The organism is Pseudomonas sp. TWRC1-2 (genome assembly GCF_049896685.1).
Lineage (GTDB): Bacteria > Pseudomonadota > Gammaproteobacteria > Pseudomonadales > Pseudomonadaceae > Aquipseudomonas.
The window spans coordinates 183,312-203,827 of record NZ_JAFCUU010000004.1 but is presented as its reverse complement, the minus strand read 5'-3'; the positions used below and the strand labels follow the sequence as shown (position 1 = coordinate 203,827).

The 20,516-nt window shown below is 61.0% G+C and carries 20 protein-coding genes; 6 read left to right on the top strand and 14 right to left on the bottom strand.

The features are described from left to right. Nucleotides 1–41: 41 nt before the first annotated feature. Entirely contained in the window at nucleotides 42–737 is a 696-nt protein-coding gene (locus ACP7B3_RS13435; RefSeq protein WP_262206095.1) for an ArsR/SmtB family transcription factor, read from the bottom strand. 75 nt (nucleotides 738–812) lie between these two features. On the opposite strand from ACP7B3_RS13435, the gene ACP7B3_RS13430 reads away from it, so the two are divergent. After that, nucleotides 813–1,931, top strand: coding sequence for a cytochrome P450 (locus tag ACP7B3_RS13430; protein ID WP_426179121.1), 1,119 nt, complete (start codon nucleotides 813–815; stop codon nucleotides 1,929–1,931). 323 nt (nucleotides 1,932–2,254) lie between these two features. Further along, complete coding sequence (locus ACP7B3_RS13425) at nucleotides 2,255–4,294, top strand: M10 family metallopeptidase C-terminal domain-containing protein (RefSeq protein ID WP_426179119.1); 2,040 nt, start codon at nucleotides 2,255–2,257, stop codon at nucleotides 4,292–4,294. Here the strand turns inward: ACP7B3_RS13425 and ACP7B3_RS13420 are convergent. Continuing rightward, nucleotides 4,251–5,165, bottom strand: a complete 915-nt coding sequence (locus ACP7B3_RS13420) for a LysR family transcriptional regulator (RefSeq protein WP_369300496.1) — start codon at nucleotides 5,163–5,165, stop codon at nucleotides 4,251–4,253. The two genes, ACP7B3_RS13425 and ACP7B3_RS13420, sit on opposite strands and share 44 nt — an antisense overlap. Before the next feature lie 14 nt (nucleotides 5,166–5,179). Further along, a complete protein-coding gene (locus ACP7B3_RS13415; RefSeq protein WP_262206091.1) occupies nucleotides 5,180–5,836 on the bottom strand; it encodes a peroxiredoxin-like family protein in 657 nt (218 codons plus the stop codon). A 225-nt stretch (nucleotides 5,837–6,061) separates the two neighbouring features. On the opposite strand from ACP7B3_RS13415, the gene ACP7B3_RS13410 reads away from it, so the two are divergent. Beyond that, nucleotides 6,062–6,250: a type II toxin-antitoxin system HicA family toxin gene (locus tag ACP7B3_RS13410; RefSeq protein ID WP_426179116.1), complete on the top strand. Its 189-nt coding sequence runs from the start codon at nucleotides 6,062–6,064 to the stop codon at nucleotides 6,248–6,250. 11 nt (nucleotides 6,251–6,261) lie between these two features. Next, nucleotides 6,262–6,666, top strand: coding sequence for a type II toxin-antitoxin system HicB family antitoxin (locus tag ACP7B3_RS13405; protein WP_159955072.1), 405 nt, complete (start codon nucleotides 6,262–6,264; stop codon nucleotides 6,664–6,666). A 6-nt stretch (nucleotides 6,667–6,672) separates the two neighbouring features. Here the strand turns inward: ACP7B3_RS13405 and ACP7B3_RS13400 are convergent, their stop codons facing one another. After that, entirely contained in the window at nucleotides 6,673–7,869 is a 1,197-nt protein-coding gene (locus tag ACP7B3_RS13400; RefSeq protein WP_426179114.1) for an MFS transporter, read from the bottom strand. Nucleotides 7,870–8,047: 178 nt separating this feature from the next. On the opposite strand from ACP7B3_RS13400, the gene ACP7B3_RS13395 reads away from it, so the two are divergent. Next, nucleotides 8,048–8,662 (top strand): DUF5666 domain-containing protein, encoded by a 615-nt coding sequence (locus ACP7B3_RS13395; RefSeq protein ID WP_145165032.1) that lies wholly within the window; start codon nucleotides 8,048–8,050, stop codon nucleotides 8,660–8,662. Between the two features lie 136 nt (nucleotides 8,663–8,798). Here ACP7B3_RS13395 and ACP7B3_RS13390 read toward each other — a convergent pair whose 3' ends face one another. From ACP7B3_RS13390 to gcl, 8 genes are all read right to left on the bottom strand, one after another. After that, on the bottom strand, nucleotides 8,799–9,803 hold the full coding sequence (locus ACP7B3_RS13390) for a sulfate ABC transporter substrate-binding protein (protein ID WP_106576766.1): 1,005 nt from the start codon (nucleotides 9,801–9,803) through the stop codon (nucleotides 8,799–8,801). A 105-nt stretch (nucleotides 9,804–9,908) separates the two neighbouring features. Further along, nucleotides 9,909–10,733: an ion transporter gene (locus ACP7B3_RS13385; RefSeq protein WP_416364078.1), complete on the bottom strand. Its 825-nt coding sequence runs from the start codon at nucleotides 10,731–10,733 to the stop codon at nucleotides 9,909–9,911. A gap of 31 nt (nucleotides 10,734–10,764) precedes the next feature. Next, nucleotides 10,765–11,634 carry an urea transporter gene (locus ACP7B3_RS13380; protein WP_416364077.1) on the bottom strand — a complete coding sequence of 290 codons (870 nt, stop codon included), beginning with the start codon at nucleotides 11,632–11,634 and terminating at the stop codon, nucleotides 10,765–10,767. A 122-nt stretch (nucleotides 11,635–11,756) separates the two neighbouring features. After that, nucleotides 11,757–13,172 (bottom strand): pyruvate kinase, encoded by a 1,416-nt coding sequence (gene pyk, locus ACP7B3_RS13375; protein ID WP_262206085.1) that lies wholly within the window; start codon nucleotides 13,170–13,172, stop codon nucleotides 11,757–11,759. Then, nucleotides 13,162–14,442: a glycerate kinase type-2 family protein gene (locus ACP7B3_RS13370; RefSeq protein ID WP_426179110.1), complete on the bottom strand. Its 1,281-nt coding sequence runs from the start codon at nucleotides 14,440–14,442 to the stop codon at nucleotides 13,162–13,164. The genes pyk and ACP7B3_RS13370 overlap by 11 nt, the downstream gene beginning before the upstream one ends. Nucleotides 14,443–14,631: 189 nt before the next feature. Continuing rightward, the gene (locus ACP7B3_RS13365) at nucleotides 14,632–15,522 is read right to left on the bottom strand and encodes a 2-hydroxy-3-oxopropionate reductase (protein ID WP_145165023.1); all 891 of its coding nucleotides are present in this window, start codon (nucleotides 15,520–15,522) and stop codon (nucleotides 14,632–14,634) included. A gap of 175 nt (nucleotides 15,523–15,697) precedes the next feature. Continuing rightward, entirely contained in the window at nucleotides 15,698–16,480 is a 783-nt protein-coding gene (gene hyi / locus ACP7B3_RS13360) for a hydroxypyruvate isomerase (RefSeq protein ID WP_145165021.1), read from the bottom strand. 10 nt (nucleotides 16,481–16,490) lie between these two features. Beyond that, nucleotides 16,491–18,266, bottom strand: a complete 1,776-nt coding sequence (gcl, locus tag ACP7B3_RS13355) for a glyoxylate carboligase (protein WP_179607024.1) — start codon at nucleotides 18,264–18,266, stop codon at nucleotides 16,491–16,493. Between the two features lie 256 nt (nucleotides 18,267–18,522). Between gcl and ACP7B3_RS13350 the strand changes: the two genes are divergently transcribed. Further along, entirely contained in the window at nucleotides 18,523–18,963 is a 441-nt protein-coding gene (locus tag ACP7B3_RS13350) for a GlcG/HbpS family heme-binding protein (protein ID WP_106576758.1), read from the top strand. 117 nt (nucleotides 18,964–19,080) lie between these two features. Here ACP7B3_RS13350 and ACP7B3_RS13345 read toward each other — a convergent pair whose 3' ends face one another. Further along, a complete protein-coding gene (locus ACP7B3_RS13345) occupies nucleotides 19,081–19,539 on the bottom strand; it encodes an REP-associated tyrosine transposase (protein ID WP_426179107.1) in 459 nt (152 codons plus the stop codon). A 210-nt stretch (nucleotides 19,540–19,749) separates the two neighbouring features. Beyond that, complete coding sequence (locus ACP7B3_RS13340; RefSeq protein WP_145165015.1) at nucleotides 19,750–20,355, bottom strand: TetR/AcrR family transcriptional regulator; 606 nt, start codon at nucleotides 20,353–20,355, stop codon at nucleotides 19,750–19,752. Between the last annotated feature and the right edge of the window lie 161 nt (nucleotides 20,356–20,516).

Sequence of the window (20,516 nt, the reverse complement as noted above, 5' to 3'; positions counted from 1 at the left end):
CCAGCGCATTCGCGAGCAAGCCCGCTCCCACTTTGTGATCTTTATTGTTTGCACGTCTCCATTCCAAATCGGCTTGCCAGCTCCCTGCGTCCTTTGGCCGTTAACCCCAACGCACGACTGTCCAGGTCCTGGGTCACCCATTCACGGCGGATAACACTTTGCAGCAATGCCGCGCCCAAAGCACCGGCCAGGTGCGGGCGGCGCATGCTCCAGTCCAGGCACGAACAGGCGAAGCGTCGCCGCTGCGTGCGCAGTGCGGGCACATCGATGCCCAACTCGTTCATGGCTTGTTCACCCGCCGCGCTGAGTTGGTAAGCGCCGTCGCCGACCAACCAGCCGGATGCGATGAAATGGTCGTGCAGGTGCACCGCCAGGGTACCGGCCATGTGGTCGTAGCAGGTGCGCGCAAACTGCAAACGCGTGGGCGTGGTCGGGACGAAACCCTTGCTGGTGTTGCGGCTGATCACCATCAGGCCCTCGATGGCCTGGGCCACGTGCGGCCCAGCCAGGCTGTAATAGCGATGACGCCCCTGGGTGTGCAGCGTAAGCAGGCCATCGTTCTTGAGCCTGGCCAAATGGGCACTGGCGGTCGACGCGCTGACCTGGGCAATCGCCGCCATCTCGGTGCTGGTACGCGCGTGGCCATCCATCAGCGAACAGAGCATTTTCGTGCGCGCGGGCTCCGCAATCGCCCCCGCCACGTGTGAAAGCGCCGTGTCCTCGTCCTGAGCGTGCATATTTCGTTCCTGAGCGAATCGTTGCCGTGTGAGAGGGCAGATAGTAACGCTTCTTTTGCAAACAGGACGTGCCCGATGACACCGCTGCAAGCCGCTACCCATGCCGACCCTTACGCCTATTACGCGGCCCTTCGGCGTAACGATGGGCTGTCGTTCGATGCTGAACTGGGACTGTGGATCGCCAGCAGCGCCAGGACTGTCGAGGCCGTGCTGACGCACCCTGACTGCCGGGTACGCCCCTCACACGAGCCGGTGCCTGCGGCGATCGCGGACGGTGCAGCGGGGCAGGTGTTCGCCAAGTTGATGCGCATGAACGAAGGCGCGGCCCACCAGTGCCCCAGGGCGGTGGTCGAACCTGCTCTGGCCAGGTTGGACGCAGGGCATATCGCCAACGTGGTGAGGCAAGTCAGCACGCGCCTGCAGAGCCTCGATGAGTGGATGTTCACGTTGCCGGTCGCTGTGGTCGGCTCGCTGCTGGGTGTGCCTGGCGAGCGGTTGCACCGGGTTGCCGCGCTGACCCGGGATTTTGTCGCGTGTCTTTCGCCGCTGAGCAGCCAGGCTCACTTGCGCGCCGCCGATGCTGGCGCTGTGCAACTGGGGCAGATGTTCAGTGCGGTGCTCGAGCAGACCGGGTTGCTCAAGCAACTTCTCCACGGCGAGTGGGGTGACCCGGATGCACTGACGCCTAACCTGATCGGCTTGCTCTCCCAGACGTGTGAAGCGAGTGCCGGTCTGATTGGCAATACGCTGGTCACACTCGCCCGACGGCCTGATCTGCTGGCGCACATCCAGCGCGTGCCGGCCCTGGTGCCAGCGCTGGTGGAGGAGGTGGCCCGCTATGACTCGCCGGTACAGAACACGCGGCGATTTGCGGCCGGGCCCTGCTCGATTGGCAGTAGCCTTCTAGAGACGGGCGATACCGTTCTCGTGCTGCTGGCCGCCGCGAACCGGGACCCCGAAACGAACCCTGACCCGGACAGCATTCTGCTTGAGCGACCCCATCGACGCTTGTTCAGCTTTGGTGTTGGCAGGCACCAATGCCCGGGCCAAACGCTTGCGTTGAACATCGCATCGCAAGCGCTGCGCGAATTATTGCGCCAGCCGAGCGCCTGGGCCGATGCTCGCCAGTGCGGTTACTGGCCGTCGCTGAATGGGCGCATCCCGCGGTTTGAATCTGCAGGGATATATCAGTGATGCGAGCCACTTCCAGACTATTAAGTGTGTAGGGTTTTGTTTCCATGCTGAGTTTAAAATGTGAGGTAATTCTAAACTTTATATGTTTATAGTGTTTTAAAGTGCCTGTTTTCGGGCGAGGGTTTGATTGTGCAGTGCGCGTAAATGAATATTCTTGTGTGTGGATGTTAAGTTTATGTATCCAGTTGTTATATGTTTGGGTGTGAAACATTGTCAGGGCTGGCGCTCGGTTTTTTGAGGTGGGAGGTTAGTTTGGCGGTTAAGTAAGTTGCCGCGTCTTGGGCCCTGTTTCGGGTCGACTTAACGTTTTCAAAGGATGTTATATGCGCGTCGCCACTTCATTTGTTGGTCATCATCCACATCACCCGCCATTAGCTGCGTCCAGTGCACCTGCTTTCACACACCCTGCGCAGGTTGCCACGGCGCCGGCCCAGAAACCTGCTTTCGGCACGGACGAGGCTGCCAAACAGATCCTGCGACGAGGCTATCGCCATTACGATCGCGATGGCGACGGTAAAATCGAGTTGTCTTTTACCCTTGACGAAAAGTTCTCTGCACAACAAAAAGTGTCCATTCGCCAGGCACTTCAAATGTGGCAAGACGTGACTACTGTCATATTCAAAGAGAATTCAACCTGCGCAGACGGCTCAATAACCATTGCAGCCGATCCTCGTACCAGTGGTGGCGTGTCACAGTTACCCAATCAGTATTACGGTGACATGAACGCCACCATTGGAACGCAGGGTGCTCGCGAAGTCCCCGCGCACGGCGATTACTTTTTATTTACCGCAGTTCATGAGTTGGGTCACGCCCTGGGCCTTGGTCACCCTGGCGAATATGGCAAGCAAGTGCACAACTATGCCCAAACCCCCTACGAGCAAGACACCAAGGCCTGCAGCGTAATGAGTTATTGGGATGAAACCAATCAACCGGGCCATGACTTCCACCGGCGTCATCCGTGCGTGCCGATGAAAGATGACATTGCCGCGATACAAAAACTCTACGGCGCCAATTTCAATACGCGACCGGCCGATACGACCTACGGGTTCAACTCCAACACAGGCCGTGATCACTTGAGCCTTGAGTCCGCGAACGATGCGCCGATCTTTTGCATTTGGGATGGGGGCGGCCATGACACGCTGGACGTTTCCGGGTTTTCCCAGGATCAGACCATCAACCTGCACGCTGAGTCGTTTTCCAGTGTGGGCGGCTTGAAGGGCAATGTATCCATCGCCAAGGGCGTTACGCTGGAAAACGCTGTCGGCGGTTCGGGCGACGACCAAATCAACGGAAACGAGGTGGGCAACAGGCTTCGCGGTGGGGCGGGTGCGGACAGGTTGCGCGGCGGTGGCGGCGCGGATGTCTTTGTGTACGACAGGGCGAGCGACTCTACCCTGGGTCAGCCAGACGAGATTCTGGATTTCACCAGCGGTACCGACAAAATCGATCTTTCCGGCCTGTTGAGAAATACCTCCATCAGGCATTTTTACGTGGTTGAGCAGTTCACGGGACGGCCCGGCGAGATCGTCCTCAGCCATGACCAGAGCAGTGGCGCTGGCAGTTTGAGCCTTGACCTGACGGGCCAGGGCAAAGCCGATTTGTTTCTCAAAAGTGCAGGGAGGATTCGCGCCAGTGACATTGTCACGGGTGCCGGCGCCGTGCGTGGGCTGACGGGCCTCAAACGCCAACGCAGCTCCACGTCGGGGTTTGTATCTGGCCTCAAGGCGCACGATACGGTTTATGGCTTCAACGCCAACAGCGGTGATCGCGCAAGCAGCCTGCATGCCGGCAGCGGCGCGCGGCGCTTCCTGGTACAGGACGCGGGCGGCAACGATACCCTGGATTTTTCCGGTTTCGAGCATCACCAAACCATCGATTTGCGCCATAACTCCGCCTCCAGTGTGGGCGGTCTGCGCAACAACGTCGCCATTGCCAGAGACGTTGTCGTGGAGAATGCGATTGGCGGCTCCGGCCAGGACACGCTCATCGGCAACGCGGTGGACAACGTCCTCACTGGCGGTGCTGGCGGCGATGTGCTCTGGGGCGTGGGCGGTAGAAACACGTTCAAATATGACCAGGCCAATGACTCGACCTGTCACGATGCCGATGTGCTCATGGATTTCGCCAGTGGCGAGGACACTATCGATCTGAGGGCACTGGCCAAGCAGTACGCGACCCCCTTGCGCCTGGTGCAAGACTACACGGGGCGCGTTGGCGACACCGTGGTCAAATACCACCCACAGAGCGGCCGCTACTTTGTCGGCATCGACCTATTGGGCGACCGCCAGTCTGACTTCCTGATTAAGAGCCCGCGTTTGATCAAGCCCCAGGATGTACTTGGCCTGACTGCGCATCGGCGCTGATCAGGGTTTGCACGTACTCCACAAACGCGCGTGTCTTGGCACTCGCCATCCTGCCGGTGGGGAACACCGCCCATAAATCAATCGGCGGCAGTTGCCAGTCGGTCAGCACGGGCTTGACCTCACCACTGGCCAGTTCCGGGGCAAACATCCAGGTCGATGCCATGGTCAGGCCCAAATGGTTCAGCACCGCGGCGCGCACGCCCTCTGCGGCGGTGACGCGGATGCGGCCGCGGGCGACGACCGGGTAGTGACTGTCGCCCTGGCTGAACGTCCAGTTTGAGCCGCCGCCCAGGCTGTAGATGATTGCCTGGTGTTGCAGCAAATCCGCTGGCGTGGCCGGCTCGCCACAGCGTTCGAAGTAGGCCGGGGTGGCGAGGATTTGCCGCGGGGATTGGCCGATCTTGCGTGCGGTAAGGCCCGAGTCGCTCAAGTTGCCCATACGCAGGGCGACGTCGATGCCTTCTTCCACCAGGTTGAGGCTGTGGTCGTTGAGCACCACTTCGACGTTCAAGGCGGGGTATTGAGCCAGGAACGAGCCCAGGTGAGGAATGATGTGCAACCGCGCGAAGGTGGTTGCAGCGCTGATGCGCAAGTTGCCCGACAGCCCGGCGCCTGCACCGCGTGCGGCGTCATCGGCCTCGTTGGCTTCGTCGATGGCGCGCTTGGCCTTTTCGAAAAACGCCAGGCCCGCCTCGGTCGGTGTCAGGCCGCGCGTGGAGCGCAACACCAACCGCACCGCCAGGCGCGCCTCCAATTGCGCGATGCTTTTGGAGACAGCGGGCTGGCCTATCCCCAAGCGTTTGGCGGCAGCTGAGAACGAGCCGGTTTCGACCACGTTCACGAAGGTTTCCATGGCGGTGAGGCGGTCCATCGGGTGTCCTTGGGTTATTGGGTGAGGGCGTCGAGCATCGCCGACGGTTCTGGGCGTTGAGTGTAATCCGGGTTGACCTCGGCGTAACGAATCACGCTGTCCTGGCCGATCACGTAGCGCGCTGGCATCGGCAGGGTCCAGGCTGGGTCGTCATTGATCAGCGGCAAGTTGTTGCCCAGGGCCTTGTAGAGTTCGATCAGGTAGTCCGGCAGCTGAAAGCGCAGACCGAATGCATCGGCAACGTCGTTGTGGGTATCGCTGAGGATCGGGAAACCCAACTCGGTGATGCGTTCGGATTTACGGCTGTTGGCGGCAGTCTGCGGCGACAGGGCCAGCAGGCTCGCGCCGTGGCCTTTCAACGTCGGCAAAAAGGTTTGCAGCGCTTGCAGCTCCATATTGCAATACGGGCACCACACGCCGCGGTAGAACGTCAGCACCAAGGGGCCGTTGGCCAACAGATCGGCTGAGGACACCAACGTACCGTTGGCATCCTTGAGACTGAACAACGGCGCCTTGTCACCCACCTTCAACGCACGCTGTGCGGCGCCGGACGCGATCAGCTCGGCTGTGGCGCGTTCCATGATCGGATGGATATGCGCTGGCGCGTTGTAGGGAGGCTTGCCTGCTTTGAAGTCAGCACGGAAGGCATCAAGTGTGGCTTGAAGTGTCATGGTGATATTCCCTCAGGAGATGAGCCGAGTTGGCTGGAGGGATAATGGGCGCAGCAGAGCGGGCGAAGAAGCAGGGTAAGGCGCATATGAGTTATGCCCTGCTGGAATAAACACCGTTTATTTCCAATATTTAGACATACAGCCGTCACTCCTGTTGAAGCAATCTGTGCTTGAGTAAATATAACTCTAGGGTTACTTTTATCAAGCCAGGCCAAGGAGGCTGAGGTGCAAAGCAGGTTATTGATCAAGGAGCTGCAAGAGGCGGGTTGGGTGCTGGATCGGGTTACGGGCAGTCATCACATTTTCACTCACCGCTATAACCCGTACACGATCCCGGTGCCGCACCCCAAGAAAGACTTGCCCCTGGGCACCGTCAGAAGCATCAGGAAACGCGCCGGGCTGTCTCAGTTTTAAGGAGAGCACTCATGCAATACCCAATGTGTATCGAATGGGGCGATGACTTTACCGCCACCGGTATTCAGATCCCCGATATTCCAGGCGCGGTCACCGCCGGGGACAGCTTCGAAGAGGCCTACAACGCCGCCGTGGAAGTCGCGCACATCATGCTGCAAGAGATCGCCGCCGAAGGCGGGCCGATTCCGATGCCCACCTCGGTGGCCAACCACCACGCGAACGAAGACTACGCCGGGATGGGCTGGGGGATGTTGGAGTTGGACATCTCGCCCTATCTGGGCAAGACCGAGAAGGTCAATGTGACCTTGCCCGGTTATGTCATCCAGCGAATCGACCGCTATGTGCGCGAGCACAAGGTCAAAAGCCGCTCGTCATTTCTGGCGGATGCGGCCTTGGAGAAGTTGGTGCGCTCCTAGTTGCGATCAGGCTGTGGCAACGGCCACCGTGCGCGAAGCACTCAGGAACCGCAACAACGCCACCAGCGGGAACGCACTGCCCACCAGCATCACGCCCAGCCAGCCGCCGTGTTCATACACACTGCTGGCAATCGCCGAGCCGAAGGCGCCGCCGATGAAGATGCTGGTCATGTACAGCGCGTTCAGGCGGCTGCGGCTGTTGGCGTCGAGGGCGTAGATGGCGCGTTGGCCGAGGACCATGTTCATCTGCACGCAGAAGTCCAGCACCACACCGGTGACGGCCAGGCCGATCACGCTGTACAGCGGGTGCACGAAGGCGGGCAAAAAGCTCAAGGCGGCAAACAGCATCGCCAGCAGTGAAGTGCGGTGCGTGTGGCCGGCGTCGGCCAGGCGGCCGGCGATGGGCGCGGCGATGGCGCCCAAGGCACCGACCAGGGCGAACAGCGCGATCTCGCTTTGGCTCAGGCCGTGGTTGCGCGCCAGCTCAAGCGGCGCGGCAGTCCAGAACAGGCTGAACGTGGCAAACATGCAGCCTTGGTAGAACGCCCGCTGGCGCAATACCGGTTGCTTGCGCAGCAGCGTGCCCAGGGAGCGCAGCAGTTGGCCGTAGCTGGCGCTGTGGTCGGGCTGGCGCTTGGGAATGGTCATCAGCAAGACCACGCTGATGAAGGCCATCAAGGCCGCGGCGGCCATGAACATCGCGCGCCAGCCGAAGTGGTCGGCCACCACGCTGGACACCGGCCGTGCCAGCAGAATGCCAAGCAACAGGCCGCCCATGATGCTGCCAACCACGCGGCCACGGGATTCGGCGGGCGCCAGGTGCGCCGCCAGCGGGATCAGGATCTGCACCGAGACGGAACTGAATCCGATCAACAACGACACAAGCAGGAACAAATTCGGCTGCTCGGTGAAGGCGGCACCCAGTAGGCTGGCGATGGCCAACACGGTGGTGGCGATCATCAGCTTGCGGTTTTCCAGCAAGTCACCCAGCGGCACCAGGAAGAACAGGCCCAAGGCGTAGCCGATTTGTGTCAGCGACACGATCAGGCTGGCCATCGCCGGAGTCAGGCCAATGTCGGGTGCAATCAGTTCGATGATCGGTTGGGCGTAGTAGATGTTGGCAACAATGGCGCCGCAACAGAACGCAAACAGCATCACCATGCCTCGGGTCATGGTGCTTGAAGCGTGTGGGGTAGCGTTCATGGTGTTCTCGTTAAAGCGAAGGAAGATGGCGTGCGAGAGTAAAGACAACCGCACGGCCGGAGTAGGGCGCTATGGGTGATAACACTCATGCCGCAAATTAATGACTGAATCGTTAACTGTTGAGTCGAACGGCAATGATACATTCAGTCACAACTGCCGAAACAGGAAATCCACTTTCATGAAAATTTCGCTGAACAAGATGATCCTGGCTTCAACCCTGGCCGCCGCCATGGCCATCGGGTTGGCCAATGCCGCCGACGCTCCGCGGGTCGGTGTGCGCGGCGCTATTACGGCAATCGATGGCGACGCAATGCACGTCAAGGTCAACAGCGGTGAAGACGTCACCGTGCACCTGACCAAAGACACCCAGGTCCGCGCCGTTACCCTGGCCAAAATTGATGAAATCAAGCCCGGCAGCTACATCGGGTCGGCCGCCATGCCGAATGCCGACGGCACCCTGACTGCCCTAGAAGTTCACGTGTTTCCACCGGCCATGGCCGGCACGGGCGATGGGCACCGCGCGTTCGACTTGAAAGAAGGCAGCAGCATGACCAACGGCACCGTCGGCGACCTGGTGGTCAGCAACGGGCGCACCTTGACCGTGAAGTACAAAGGCGGCGAGCAGAAGATTGTAGTGCCGGATGATGTGCCGATCGTCAACCTGGAGCCAGGGGATCGCAGTTTGTTGAAGCCCGGCGTGAAGGTGGTGATGTTTGCATCGCAGGCGGCGGATGGGACGGTTACCGCTCAGGCGATTTCGGCCGGTAAGGACGGCGTGACACCGCCGATGTAACGGCCAAACACTCAACCAGATGTGGGAGCTGGCTTGCCTGCGATGCAAGCACCTCGGTGTTTCAGGCATTGCGAGGTGATGCTATCGCAGGCAAGCCAGCTCCCACACTTGACTGCATTTCTTCAGTTAAAGCGGTTTACTGACCGCTGTAGATCTGATCAAAAATCCCACCATCATTGAAGTGGGTTTTCTGCACGGTTCGCCAGTCTCCAAAGGTCTTCTCCACCGACAGGAAGTCGACTTTCGGGAAGCGGTCGGTGTACTTGGCCAACACCTTCGGGTCGCGGGGACGCAGGTAGTTGTTGGCTGCGATTTCCTGACCTTCAGGCGACCACAGGTACTTCAAGTAATCTTCGGCCGCCACGCGGGTGCCTTTCTTTTCGACGACTTTGTCGACCACCGACACCGGTGGTTCCGCCTCGGCAGAGACGCTTGGGTAGATCACTTCGAACTGATCACGGCCAAATTCACGCGCGATCATTTCTGCCTCGTTTTCAAAGGTCACCAGCACGTCGCCAATCTGGTTGGTCATGAACGTGGTGGTGGCTGCACGGCCGCCGGTGTCCAGCACTGGCGCGTGTTTGAACAGTTCGCCAACGAACTTCTTCGCCTTGTCTTCATCGCCGCCGTTCTTGAGCACATAACCCCAGGCCGACAGGTAGGTGTAACGGCCGTTGCCCGAGGTTTTCGGGTTGGGCACGATCACTTGCACGCCATCTTTGAGCAGGTCTGGCCAGTCTTTGAGGGCCTTGGGGTTGCCCTTGCGCACGATAAACACGGTGGCGGAGGTGAACGGCGCGCTGTTGTTCGGCAGGCGGGTGACCCAGTTGTCCGGCACCAGCTTGCCGTTGTCCGCCAGGGCATTGATGTCGGTGGCCATGTTCATGGTGATCACGTCAGCCGGCAGGCCGTCGATCACCGAGCGCGCCTGTTTGCTGGAGCCGCCGAAGGACATCTGCAAGGTCAGCTTGTCGTTCGGGTGCTCGGCTTCCCAGTGCTTTTGGAAGGCGGCGTTATAGTCCTTGTAGAAGTCGCGCATCACGTCATAGGAGACGTTGAGCAGTGTGACGGGGGCAGCCTGGACGGCGCCCGCCAGGGCTAGGCCGGCGGCCAGTAAGGAGGCGCTAACGAGTTTTTTCACTGCTCATTCCTTGTTGTTCGAGAAGGTTGTCGATTGAGTGGGGGCATTTTGCCACCGACTATAGCCGCGCCCGTATAGACGTTTAAAGATTAAAACGAACTTTGCTTATTCCACTTTACGAAACAGGTTGCTGCCACAGCGCGAGCAAAACGCTGCGTTGGGCTCGTGGTTGTCTTTCTTGCACACCGGGCAATCGTGCTGCAGTTGTTCACCGCGCATGGCACTGGCCAACTCGGCGGTAAAAATCCCGGTGGGCACGGCGATGATCGAGTAACCGGTGATCATCACCAGCGACGAAATGACCTGGCCCAGCGGGGTCTTCGGCACGATGTCGCCAAAGCCCACGGTGGTCAGCGTCACGATCGCCCAGTAGATGCCTTTGGGAATACTGGTAAACCCGTGTTCCGGGCCTTCGATCACGTACATCAGCGTGCCGAATACGGTCACCAGGGTGCACACGCTGACCAGAAACACCACGATCTTCTGCTTGCTGCCACGCAGCGCGGCCATCAAGTAGTTGGCTTGCTTGAGGTACGGGCTGAGCTTGAGCACGCGGAAAATCCGCAGCATCCGGATGATGCGGATGATCAGCAGGTACTGCGCGTCGCTGTAATACAGCGCGAGGATGCCGGGCACGATGGCAAGTAAATCCACCAGCCCATAAAAGCTGAACGCATAACGCAACGGCTTGGGCGAGCAATACAGCCGCAGGCTGTATTCGATGGCGAAGATGACGGTAAAGCCCCACTCGATGTAGGCCAGCACGTCGGCGTAGTTGTCGTGGACGGTCTGGATACTGTCGAGGATCACGATCACAAGGCTGGCGAGGATGATCAGCAACAGGGTGCTGTCGAAGCGCCGGCCGGCCACGGTGTCGCTTTGGAACACCATTACATAGAGGCGCTGACGCCAGTCGTTGTTGCTGTGCATAAATCCCGCCCGAATCGAATATCGGGCAAGCCTAGGGGGATTCGAACGGGCTGTCCACGCGGGCTTTGAACATCCGCTGGCTGGCGTGTACCAGCCAGCAGGCGAGGATAAACGGCGCCGTCAATGCGGGCAGGTGCAGGGCGGCGAAACCGGGCGTGAGCATGACCGCCAGAAGGATGCCGAGCAGCGGCTGCCAGGGGCGGCGTGACTGGCTTAACGCCAGCGCGGCCAGCGCCGGGTTATAGCTGTGCAGGCCGAGGAGGGCGCTGGCGGGTTCGTCCAGCCACAGGGCGATCAACACGCCGGTAGCGGCGCCCGTGAGTGCCCACAGCGCGGCGCGGCGGTTGGCCAGCAACAGGCCAAGCGCAATCAGAGCGCCCGCCAATGGCTGGTCCAGCAACATGATTTGTGCGAGCCCGGTGAAGGGCGCGGTGAGCACGTCCAGGGTGTCGGGTTCGGTCAGCGTGAATGTGCTGTCAGGCACTGCGCCGATCAGCAACCAGCCGAGGCCGACAAAGGGCGCGGTGTAGGCGGGCAAGTCATCTGGTGCAGGGGCGTGTTTCAACCATTGCCGCGTGAGCATCGCACTCAGGCCGCCGCACGCCAGGATCAGCGGCGGCAACAAGGCCGACCAGGCGAAGTGCTGGCTGATCAGCAAGCCCAGCAGCACGCCGTTGTAGCTGTAAAGGCCCGCTTGGCGTTCGGCCTTGGGATAACCCCGGCGCTGGGCCGTGAGCAAACCGGCGACGCCACCCAATAATGCGCCGCCGAATAAGGCCGGGGCGCCGATCAGGATGGCCAGCAGGCACAGCAAGCCACACAGTGGCTGGCGTTGCAGGAAGATCTGGCTGAAGCCATTGAGCAGGGCTTCGGCCCAGTCGGGGCAGGTTGGGTTGTGCATGGTGGTTTAGTCAGTGAGACCGAGTCGTCCCCAATCGCAGGCAAGCCAGCTCCCACACTTGATCGGGTTCACAACAATCAAATGTGGGAGCGGGCTTGCCCGCGATGAGGCACTTACAGACGCTAAATCAACGTCTCGATGCGCAACGAGTTGGTCGACCCCGGCTGCCCGAACGGCACCCCCGCCGTAATCACCAAGGTATCCCCGCGCTGCGCCATGCCTTGCGCCTGAGCAATCTCCAGCGCGGTGGAACACACCTCATCCACCTGGCGCAGTCGATCGTTGACCACCGAATGCACGCCCCACGCCACGCTCAAACGCCGCGCCGTAGAGAGGTTCGGCGTAAGGTTGAGGATTGGCGCCACCGGCCGCTCCCGCGCCGCGCGCAGGCTGGAGCTGCCGGACTCGCTGTAGTTGACCAGCACCGCCACCGGCAGAATGCTGCTGATACGCCGGATCGCGCAGCTGATCGCATCCGACACCGTGGCGTCCGCCTTGGGCCGGCTGACGTCCAGCTGCGTCTGGTAGTCCGGGCCGTTTTCCACCTGGCGGATGATCTTGCTCATCATCTGCACGGCCTCCAGCGGGTATTCACCCGAAGCGGTTTCCGCCGACAGCATCACCGCGTCTGCGCCTTCGGCCACCGCGTTGGCCACATCCGTCACTTCGGCGCGGGTCGGCGCCGGCGAAAAGCGCATGGATTCGAGCATCTGCGTGGCCACCACCACCGGTTTGCCCAGCTGGCGGCAGGTGCTGATGATGTCTTTCTGGATTTGCGGCACGCTCTCGGCGGGCACTTCCACGCCCAGGTCGCCTCTGGCCACCATGATTGCGTCACTCAGCTCAGCGATTTCCTGCAAGCGTTGGACGGCGGACGGCTTTTCGATCTTGGCCATCAAAAACGCCTTGTCGCCGATCAACTCGCGGGCCTCGCGGATGTCTTCCGGGCGCTGCACGAATGACAGCGCCACCCAGTCCACGCCCAGCTCCAGACCAAAGCTCAGGTCGCGGCGGTCCTTGGCGGTCAGTGGGCTGAGTTCCAGCAAGGCTTGTGGCACATTCACGCCTTTGCGGTCCGACAGTTCGCCGCCATTGAGCACGGTGGTGTCGATGGCATCGGCATGCTTGGTGATCACGCGCAGGCGCAATTTGCCGTCATCGAGCAGCAGGTCCATGCCCGGCTCCAGCGCCGCGATGATTTCCGGGTGGGGCAGGTTGACCCGGCACTGATCGCCCGGCGTTGGGTCCAGGTCCAGGCGCAACGCCTGGCCGCGCACCAGTTGCACCTTGCCCTCGGCAAACGTGCCGACGCGCAGCTTCGGCCCTTGCAGGTCCATCAGGATGCCCAGCGGGTAATTGAGCTGGCGCTCCACCTGGCGGATCCACTGGTAGCGTTGGGCATGATCGGCGTGGTCGCCATGGCTGAAGTTGAGGCGAAAGATATTCACCCCGGCCTCCACCAGCTCGCGGATGTCATCGATGCCGTCGGTGGCCGGGCCGAGGGTGGCGAGGATTTTGACCTTCTTGTCAGGCGTCATGTTTGGCAGTCTCAAAAATCAGGATGGCGCGGAAGTCATTGACGTTGGTGCGGGTCGGCTCGGTGATGATCAAACCGTCGAGGGCGGCGAAATAGCCGTAGCCATTGTTGTTGTCCAGCTCGTCGCTGGCCGACAGGCCCAGGGCTTCGGCGCGGGCGTAGCTGGTAGGGGTCATGATCGCGCCGGCGTTGTCTTCCGAACCGTCGATGCCGTCGGTGTCGCCGGCCAGGGCGTACACGCCGGGCAGGCCCTTGAGGCTGTCGGTGAGGCTGAGCAGGAACTCGGCATTGCGCCCACCGCGGCCATCGCCGCGCACGGTGACGGAGGTTTCACCGCCGGAGAGGATCACGCACGGTGCCGCCAGCGGCTGGCCGTGCTGCACGATCTGCCGGGCAATGCCGGCGTGTACCTTGGCCACGTCCCGCGCTTCGCCCTCGAGGTCGCCGAGGATCAACGGGCTGAAACCGGCCTGGCGCACTTTCACCGCCACGGCTTCCAGCGACTGCTGCGGGCGGGCGATCAGTTGGAAGTGGCTGCGTGCGAGCACCGGGTCGCCGGGTTTGACGGTTTCCGACGCTGGGTCTTGCAACCAGCTGCGCACCGAAGCGGGCGCGTCGATGCTGTAACGCTTGAGGATCGCCAGGGCTTGCTGCGAGGTGCTTGGGTCGCCGACGGTGGGGCCGGACGCGATGACGGTGGCCTGATCGCCCGGCACGTCGGAGATCGCGTAGGTGTAGACCGTCGCCGGCCAAGCGGCCTTGGCCAGGCGCCCGCCCTTGATCGCCGAGAGGTGCTTGCGCACGCAATTCATCTCGCCAATGGTCGCGCCGGATTTGAGCAGGGCTTTGTTGATGGTCTGCTTGTCCGCCAGGGTGATGCCTTCGGCGGGCAAGGCCAGCAAGGCAGAACCGCCACCGGACAGCAGGAAGATCACGCGGTCGTCTTCGGTGAGGTTGCCGATCAGTGCCAGCACGCGCTTGGCCACCGCCAGGCCGGCGGCATCGGGCACCGGGTGTGCGGCTTCGACCACTTCGATTTTTTTGCACGGCGCGCCGTGGCCGTAGCGGGTGACCACCAGGCCCGAGACGTCGCCTTGCCAGCACTCCTCGACCACGAGTGCCATGGCCGCCGCGGCTTTGCCGGCGCCGATTACGATCACACGGCCGCTGCGGTCGGCGGGCAGATAAGGTTCAAGCACTTGCCGGGGGTGGGCGGCGTCGATGGCTGTGGCAAACAGCTCGCGAAGCAGGTGTTGCGGATCGACCGACATAAGCGGGCTCCCGGGGATTTTTTGTTATTAGATATGCATCAATTTCAGACTTGGAATGCGATCAACTGTGGGAGCGGGCTTGCTCGCGAATGCGGTCTTTCATTCAACATCCATGCTGACTGACCTACCGCTTTCGCGAGCAAGCCCGCTCCCACATTCGACCGCATTTCAAAGGGGGAACGGTGTTTCTTACTTATCGCGAATCGAAAAATTCGCCATATGCTCCAGGCCCTTGATCAGCGCCGAATGGTCCCAATTGCCGCCGCCAATCGCCGTGCAGGTACTGAACACCTGCTGCGTACCGGCGGTGTTCGGCAGGTTGATGCCCAGCTCCTTGGCACCGGCCAGTGCCAGGTTCAAATCCTTCTGGTGCAGGTTGATGCGAAAGCCCGGATCGAAGGTGCCCTTGATCATGCGCTCGCCATGCACTTCGAGAATCTTCGAGGAAGCAAAGCCGCCCATCAGCGCTTCACGCACCTTGGCCGGGTCGGCGCCGTTTTTCGAGGCGAACAGCAGCGCTTCGGCCACCGCCTGAATATTCAGCGCGACGATGATCTGGTTGGCGACCTTGGCGGTCTGGCCATCGCCGTTGCCGCCGACCAGGGTGATGTTCTTGCCCATGCTCTGGAACAGTGGCAAAGCGCGTTCGAAGGTCTGCGGCTCGCCACCGACCATGATGCTCAAGGTGCCGGCCTTGGCGCCAACTTCGCCACCGGACACCGGCGCGTCGAGGTACTGCGCGCCGGTTTCGTTGATCTTCGCCGCGAACGCCTTGGTGGCGGTGGGGGAGATCGAACTCATGTCGATCACTACCTTGTTCGGCGACAGGCCGGCCGCGACGCCATCCTTGCGGAACAGCACGTCATCGACCTGCGGGGTGTCGGGCACCATGACGATGATGAACTCGGCTTCCTGCGCCACTTGCTGGGGGTTGGCCAGGGCCACGGCGCCGGCGTCGATCAGGGCTTGCGGAGCCTTGCCGTGGTGTTCGGAGAGAAACAGTTGGTGACCTGCTTTCTGCAGGTTCGCAGCCATGGGTTCGCCCATGATGCCGGTGCCGATAAATCCGATTTTAGCCATGATCAAAATCCTCTTTTTATTAGGTGTATGGGCCTGGCACGGCCTTCTAAACACAGGAGATCCAATGTGGGAGCGGGCTTGCTCGCGAATGCAGTCTGACACTCAACATTGATGTCGACTGATACACCGCTTTCGCGAGCAAGCCCGCTCCCACATTTGGTCCGTGTTTATTCAATCAGATAGCGTTGTGGCTCTTGAGCCAGCCAAGACCCGCCTCGGTCGTGGTCAACGGCTTGTACTCACAGCCAACCCAACCCGCATAACCAATGCGATCCAGATGCTCGAACAGGAAGCGATAGTTGATCTCCCCGGTTCCCGGCTCGTTGCGCCCCGGGTTGTCCGCCAGCTGGATGTGGTTGATCTCACCCAGGTGCGCGGCCATGGTCCGGGCGAGGTCACCTTCCATGATTTGCATGTGATAGATGTCGTATTGCAGGAACAGGTTGGCGCTGCCCACCTGCTCGCGAATCGACAGGGCCTGCGCGGTGTTGTTGAGGTAGAAGCCCGGGATGTCACGGGTGTTGATCATCTCCATGACCAGCTTGATGCCCGCTGCTTGCAGCTTGTCGGCGGCGTATTTGAGGTTGGCGACAAAGGTTTTTTCCACGGTTTGGTCGTCAACGCCTTGCGGCCGGATGCCGGCCAGGCAGTTGATCTGGGTATTGCCCAGCACCTGGGCGTAGGCGATGGCCAGCTTGACCCCGGCGCGGAATTCCTCGACCCGGTCCGGGTGGCACGCCACGCCACGCTCGCCCTTGGCCCAGTCCCCGGCCGGCAAGTTGAACAGCACTTGGGTCAGGCCGTTGGCGTCCAGTTGCGCCTTGATCTCGGCGGAGCTGAACTCGTACGGGAACAGGTACTCGACCCCCTGGAAGCCGGCATCGGCAGCCGCTTTGAAACGGGCGAGAAAGTCCTGCTCGGTAAACAGCATGGACAGGTTGGCGGCAAAACGCGGCATAGGGTTCTCCTTAATCGAGCAGGGAAATGGCAGTCGGTGCATCGTTGCCGACCAGGGCCAGATCTTCGAATTCGTTGACGGCGTTGATCTCGGTGCCCATGGAAATATTGGTCACGCGCTCCAGAATAATCTCAACAATCACCGGAACCTTGAATTCTTCGATCATTTCCTTGGCCTTGCGCAGCGCCGGGGCGATCTGGCCCGGTTCGAACACACGCAGCGCCTTGCACCCCAGGCCTTCGGCGACGGCCACGTGATCGACGCCATAACCATTGAGTTCCGGGGCGTTGAGGTTGTCGAAGGACAGCTGCACGCAGTAGTCCATTTCAAACCCGCGCTGGGCCTGGCGAATCAACCCCAGGTAGGAGTTGTTCACCACCACGTGGATGTACGGCAGCTTGAACTGCGCGCCCACGGCCAGTTCTTCGATCATGAACTGGAAGTCATAGTCGCCCGACAGTGCTACCACTTTGCGGCTCGGGTCAGCCTTGACCACACCCAGCGCGGCCGGAATGGTCCAGCCCAAGGGACCGGCCTGGCCGCAGTTGATCCAGTGACGAGGCTTGTAGACGTGCAGGAACTGCGCGCCGGCAATCTGCGACAGGCCAATGGTGCTGACGTAGCAGGTGTCTTTGCCGAACACCTGGTTCATCTCTTCGTACACGCGTTGCGGCTTGACCGGCACGTTGTCGAAGTGGGTCTTGCGGTGCAGGGTGGCCTTGCGCTCCTGGCAGTCGTGCAGCCAGGCGCTGCGGTCCTTGAGTTTGCCGGCGGCTTTCCACTCGCGGGCCACTTCAATGAACATCGTCAGGGCGGAGCCGGCATCGGAAACGATGCCCAGGTCCGGGGTGAACACGCGGCCAATCTGCGTCGGCTCGATGTCGACGTGGATGAATTTGCGCCCCTCGGTGTACACCTCCACCGAACCGGTGTGGCGGTTGGCCCAGCGGTTGCCGATGCCCAGCACCACGTCCGATTTGAGCAGCGTTGCGTTGCCATAACGGTGCGAGGTTTGCAGGCCGACCATGCCGACCATCTGCGGGTGATCGTCCGGGATCGTGCCCCAGCCCATCAAGGTTGGGATTACCGGGATGCCGGTCAATTCGGCGAACTCCACCAGCAATTCGCTGGCGTCGGCGTTGATCACGCCGCCACCGCTGACCAGCAATGGGCGCTCGGCCTGGTCCAGCAGCGCCAAGGCTTTTTCGACCTGGATGCGCGTGGCCAAGGGCTTGGCCAGGGGCAGCGGCTGGTAGGCGTCGATGTCGAATTCGATCTCGGCCATCTGCACGTCAAATGGCAGGTCGATCAGCACCGGGCCTGGGCGGCCGGAGCGCATTTCATAGAAGGCTTTCTGGAACGCGTAAGGCACTTGGCCGGGTTCCAGGACGGTGGTCGCCCACTTGGTCACCGGCTTGACGATGCTGGTGATGTCGACGGCCTGGAAATCCTCTTTGTGCATGCGTGCACGCGGGGCTTGGCCGGTGATGCACAGAATCGGGATCGAGTCGGCCGAGGCGCTGTACAGGCCGGTGACCATGTCGGTGCCCGCCGGGCCCGAGGTACCGATGCACACACCGATATTGCCGGCCTTGGTGCGGGTGTAGCCCTCGGCCATGTGCGAGGCGCCTTCAACGTGGCGAGCAAGGACGTGATCGATGCCACCGACCTTCTGCAAGGCCGAATACAGCGGGTTGATGGCGGCGCCTGGAATGCCGAAGGCGGTGTCTACGCCTTCACGGCGCATCACCAGGACGGCGGCTTCGATTGCTCTCATTTTGCTCATGGTTTTGGTGCCTCTTGCGTTTTGTAATTGTATACAAGTGGTTTCTGGTCGAAGTGTATTCACGGCGAGCGGGGCAGGTCAATGCATTTTATAAACTGGCCTTTACGCGGGTCTGGATCGCTTTTTTCGACGTATGGAGCCTTTGTTCGCAAATATTGTATACAAAAAATAATTTCATTGTGTTCTATTTGTTTGATCGAGCTTCTCATCAAACAGACTTCAACCCTTTCCCAATAACAAAAGAAGGACGGCACCTATGAGCGCTTTAACCTTGAAACTCGCCACCCAACTGGCCAGCCAGGCCCTCACCGCAGGCCGCACCATTTGCGCCGCGCCGCTGACCATTGCGGTGCTCGACAGCGGCGGCCACCTGGTCACCCTGCAACGCGAAGACGGCGCCAGCCTGCTGCGCCCGCAAATCGCCATCGGCAAGGCCTGGGGCGCGATTGCACTGGGCAAGGGCTCGCGTTTGCTGGCGTTGGATGCGCAGCAGCGCCCGGCATTTATCGCGGCGTTGAACAGCCTCGGGCAGGGCAGCGTGGTGCCGGCGCCGGGCGGCGTGTTGATTCGGGATCAGGCGGGGGCTGTGCTGGGGGCGATCGGGATCAGTGGGGATACGTCGGATATTGATGAGCAGTGCGCGATTACGGCGATTGAGGGCGTGGGGTTGTTGGCGGATGCGGGGGTGTCTGCTTGATTTGAGGTGACTGGGCTGGCCCCTTCGCGAGCAAGCCCGCTCCCACAGTTTTGACCGTGTTCACAGATCAAATGTGGGTGCGGGCTTGCTCGCGAAGGCGACGACTCGATCCCGGCTCTATACCCAAACCGCATCCCACAGCGGATAGTCGCCAATCCGTTTCACCAAACCGGCCCGCAGAGGGTTGGCGACAACATACCTGGCCATTTTCACCAGGTCGTCTTCCTTGCGCAGCGCACGATCATGAAAGCTGGTCTGCCACAGCCGCCCCTTGCGGCCCGTGGCACCGTTCACAGTCCGAGTGCTTTTGGATTTCACCTGGCACAGCAGATCCCCCAGCGAGCCTTTCTTCAGTTCGATCAGCCAGTGAAAGTGGTCAGGCATCACCACCCAGGCCAGGGAGTTAGCCAGCCCTTGGTACTGGGCCAATCTGAACTGCCAGACCACCAGTCGACCGAGGTGAAAGTCGTTGAATATCGGTATGCGTTCGTGAGTGTTGGTGGTGATCAGGTAGGTGCGATTTGATTCGCTGAGCCGGCCGATGCGCAGGCGGTGTGAGGTCGCGTGATCAGGCATTCCATGGCCTCTCTTCAGATGGTGTTCTGAGAGGCTAGATCCTGGTGATGGATGCTGATCGACAGGCTGTTGGCAGGATGTGTCTGGGAGGGCGCTTTCGCGAGCAAGCCCGCTCCCACATAGGCTCTGCGGCGTTCATACACTGTGTGTCTAGCGCAAAACCCGTGTGGGAGCGGGCTTGCTCGCGAATGGCACAGGCGCCGCGGTCCCTCAGTCCGGCTCACACCCCTTAAGCACCAACCGAATAATCGTCTGCGCCGCCGCTTCATAATCGGCCTCATCCAGCTTGGCCTTGCCGGTCACGGCCGATATCTGCCAATCAAAGTCGGCATAGGTCTGCGTCGCCGCCCAGATGCTGAACATCAGGTGATGGGGGTCAATGGCGGCGATCAGGCCGCGATCCACCCAGCTTTGGATGCAGTCGATGTTGTGCTTGGCCTGGGCGTTCAGTTGCTCGACCTGCTGGCTGCTCAGGTGCGGTGCGCCGTGCATGATTTCGCTGGCGAATACCTTGGAGGCGAACGGCAGGTCGCGGGAGATGCGGATCTTGGAGCGGATGTAATTGCTCAGCACCACCGCGGGCTCGCCGTCTGGATTGAACGGCGTGGACGCGGCCAGGATCGGCTCGATAATGCTTTCGAGCACCTCGCGGTAGAGGTTGTCCTTGGACTTGAAGTAGTAATAGACGTTGGGCTTGGGCAGCCCGGCCTTGGCGGCGATGTCGCTGGTTTTGGTCGCGGCGAAGCCCTTGTCGGCAAACTCCTCGCTGGCCGCCCGCAGGATCATTTCTTTATTGCGCTCGCGAATGGTGCTCATAAACCAGGATTTTCCTTGCCAGGACAGGCGGTCGAGCATGGTAGCACCGGCTTGACGCAGCGCTCAAGAATGCCGGCGCAGCCCTTGTACGCCGGGCGTTGCAGCTGACTTTATCTGTCTTGATGCTGAACGTATTCACGGTAGTACAGGCACAGGCTGGC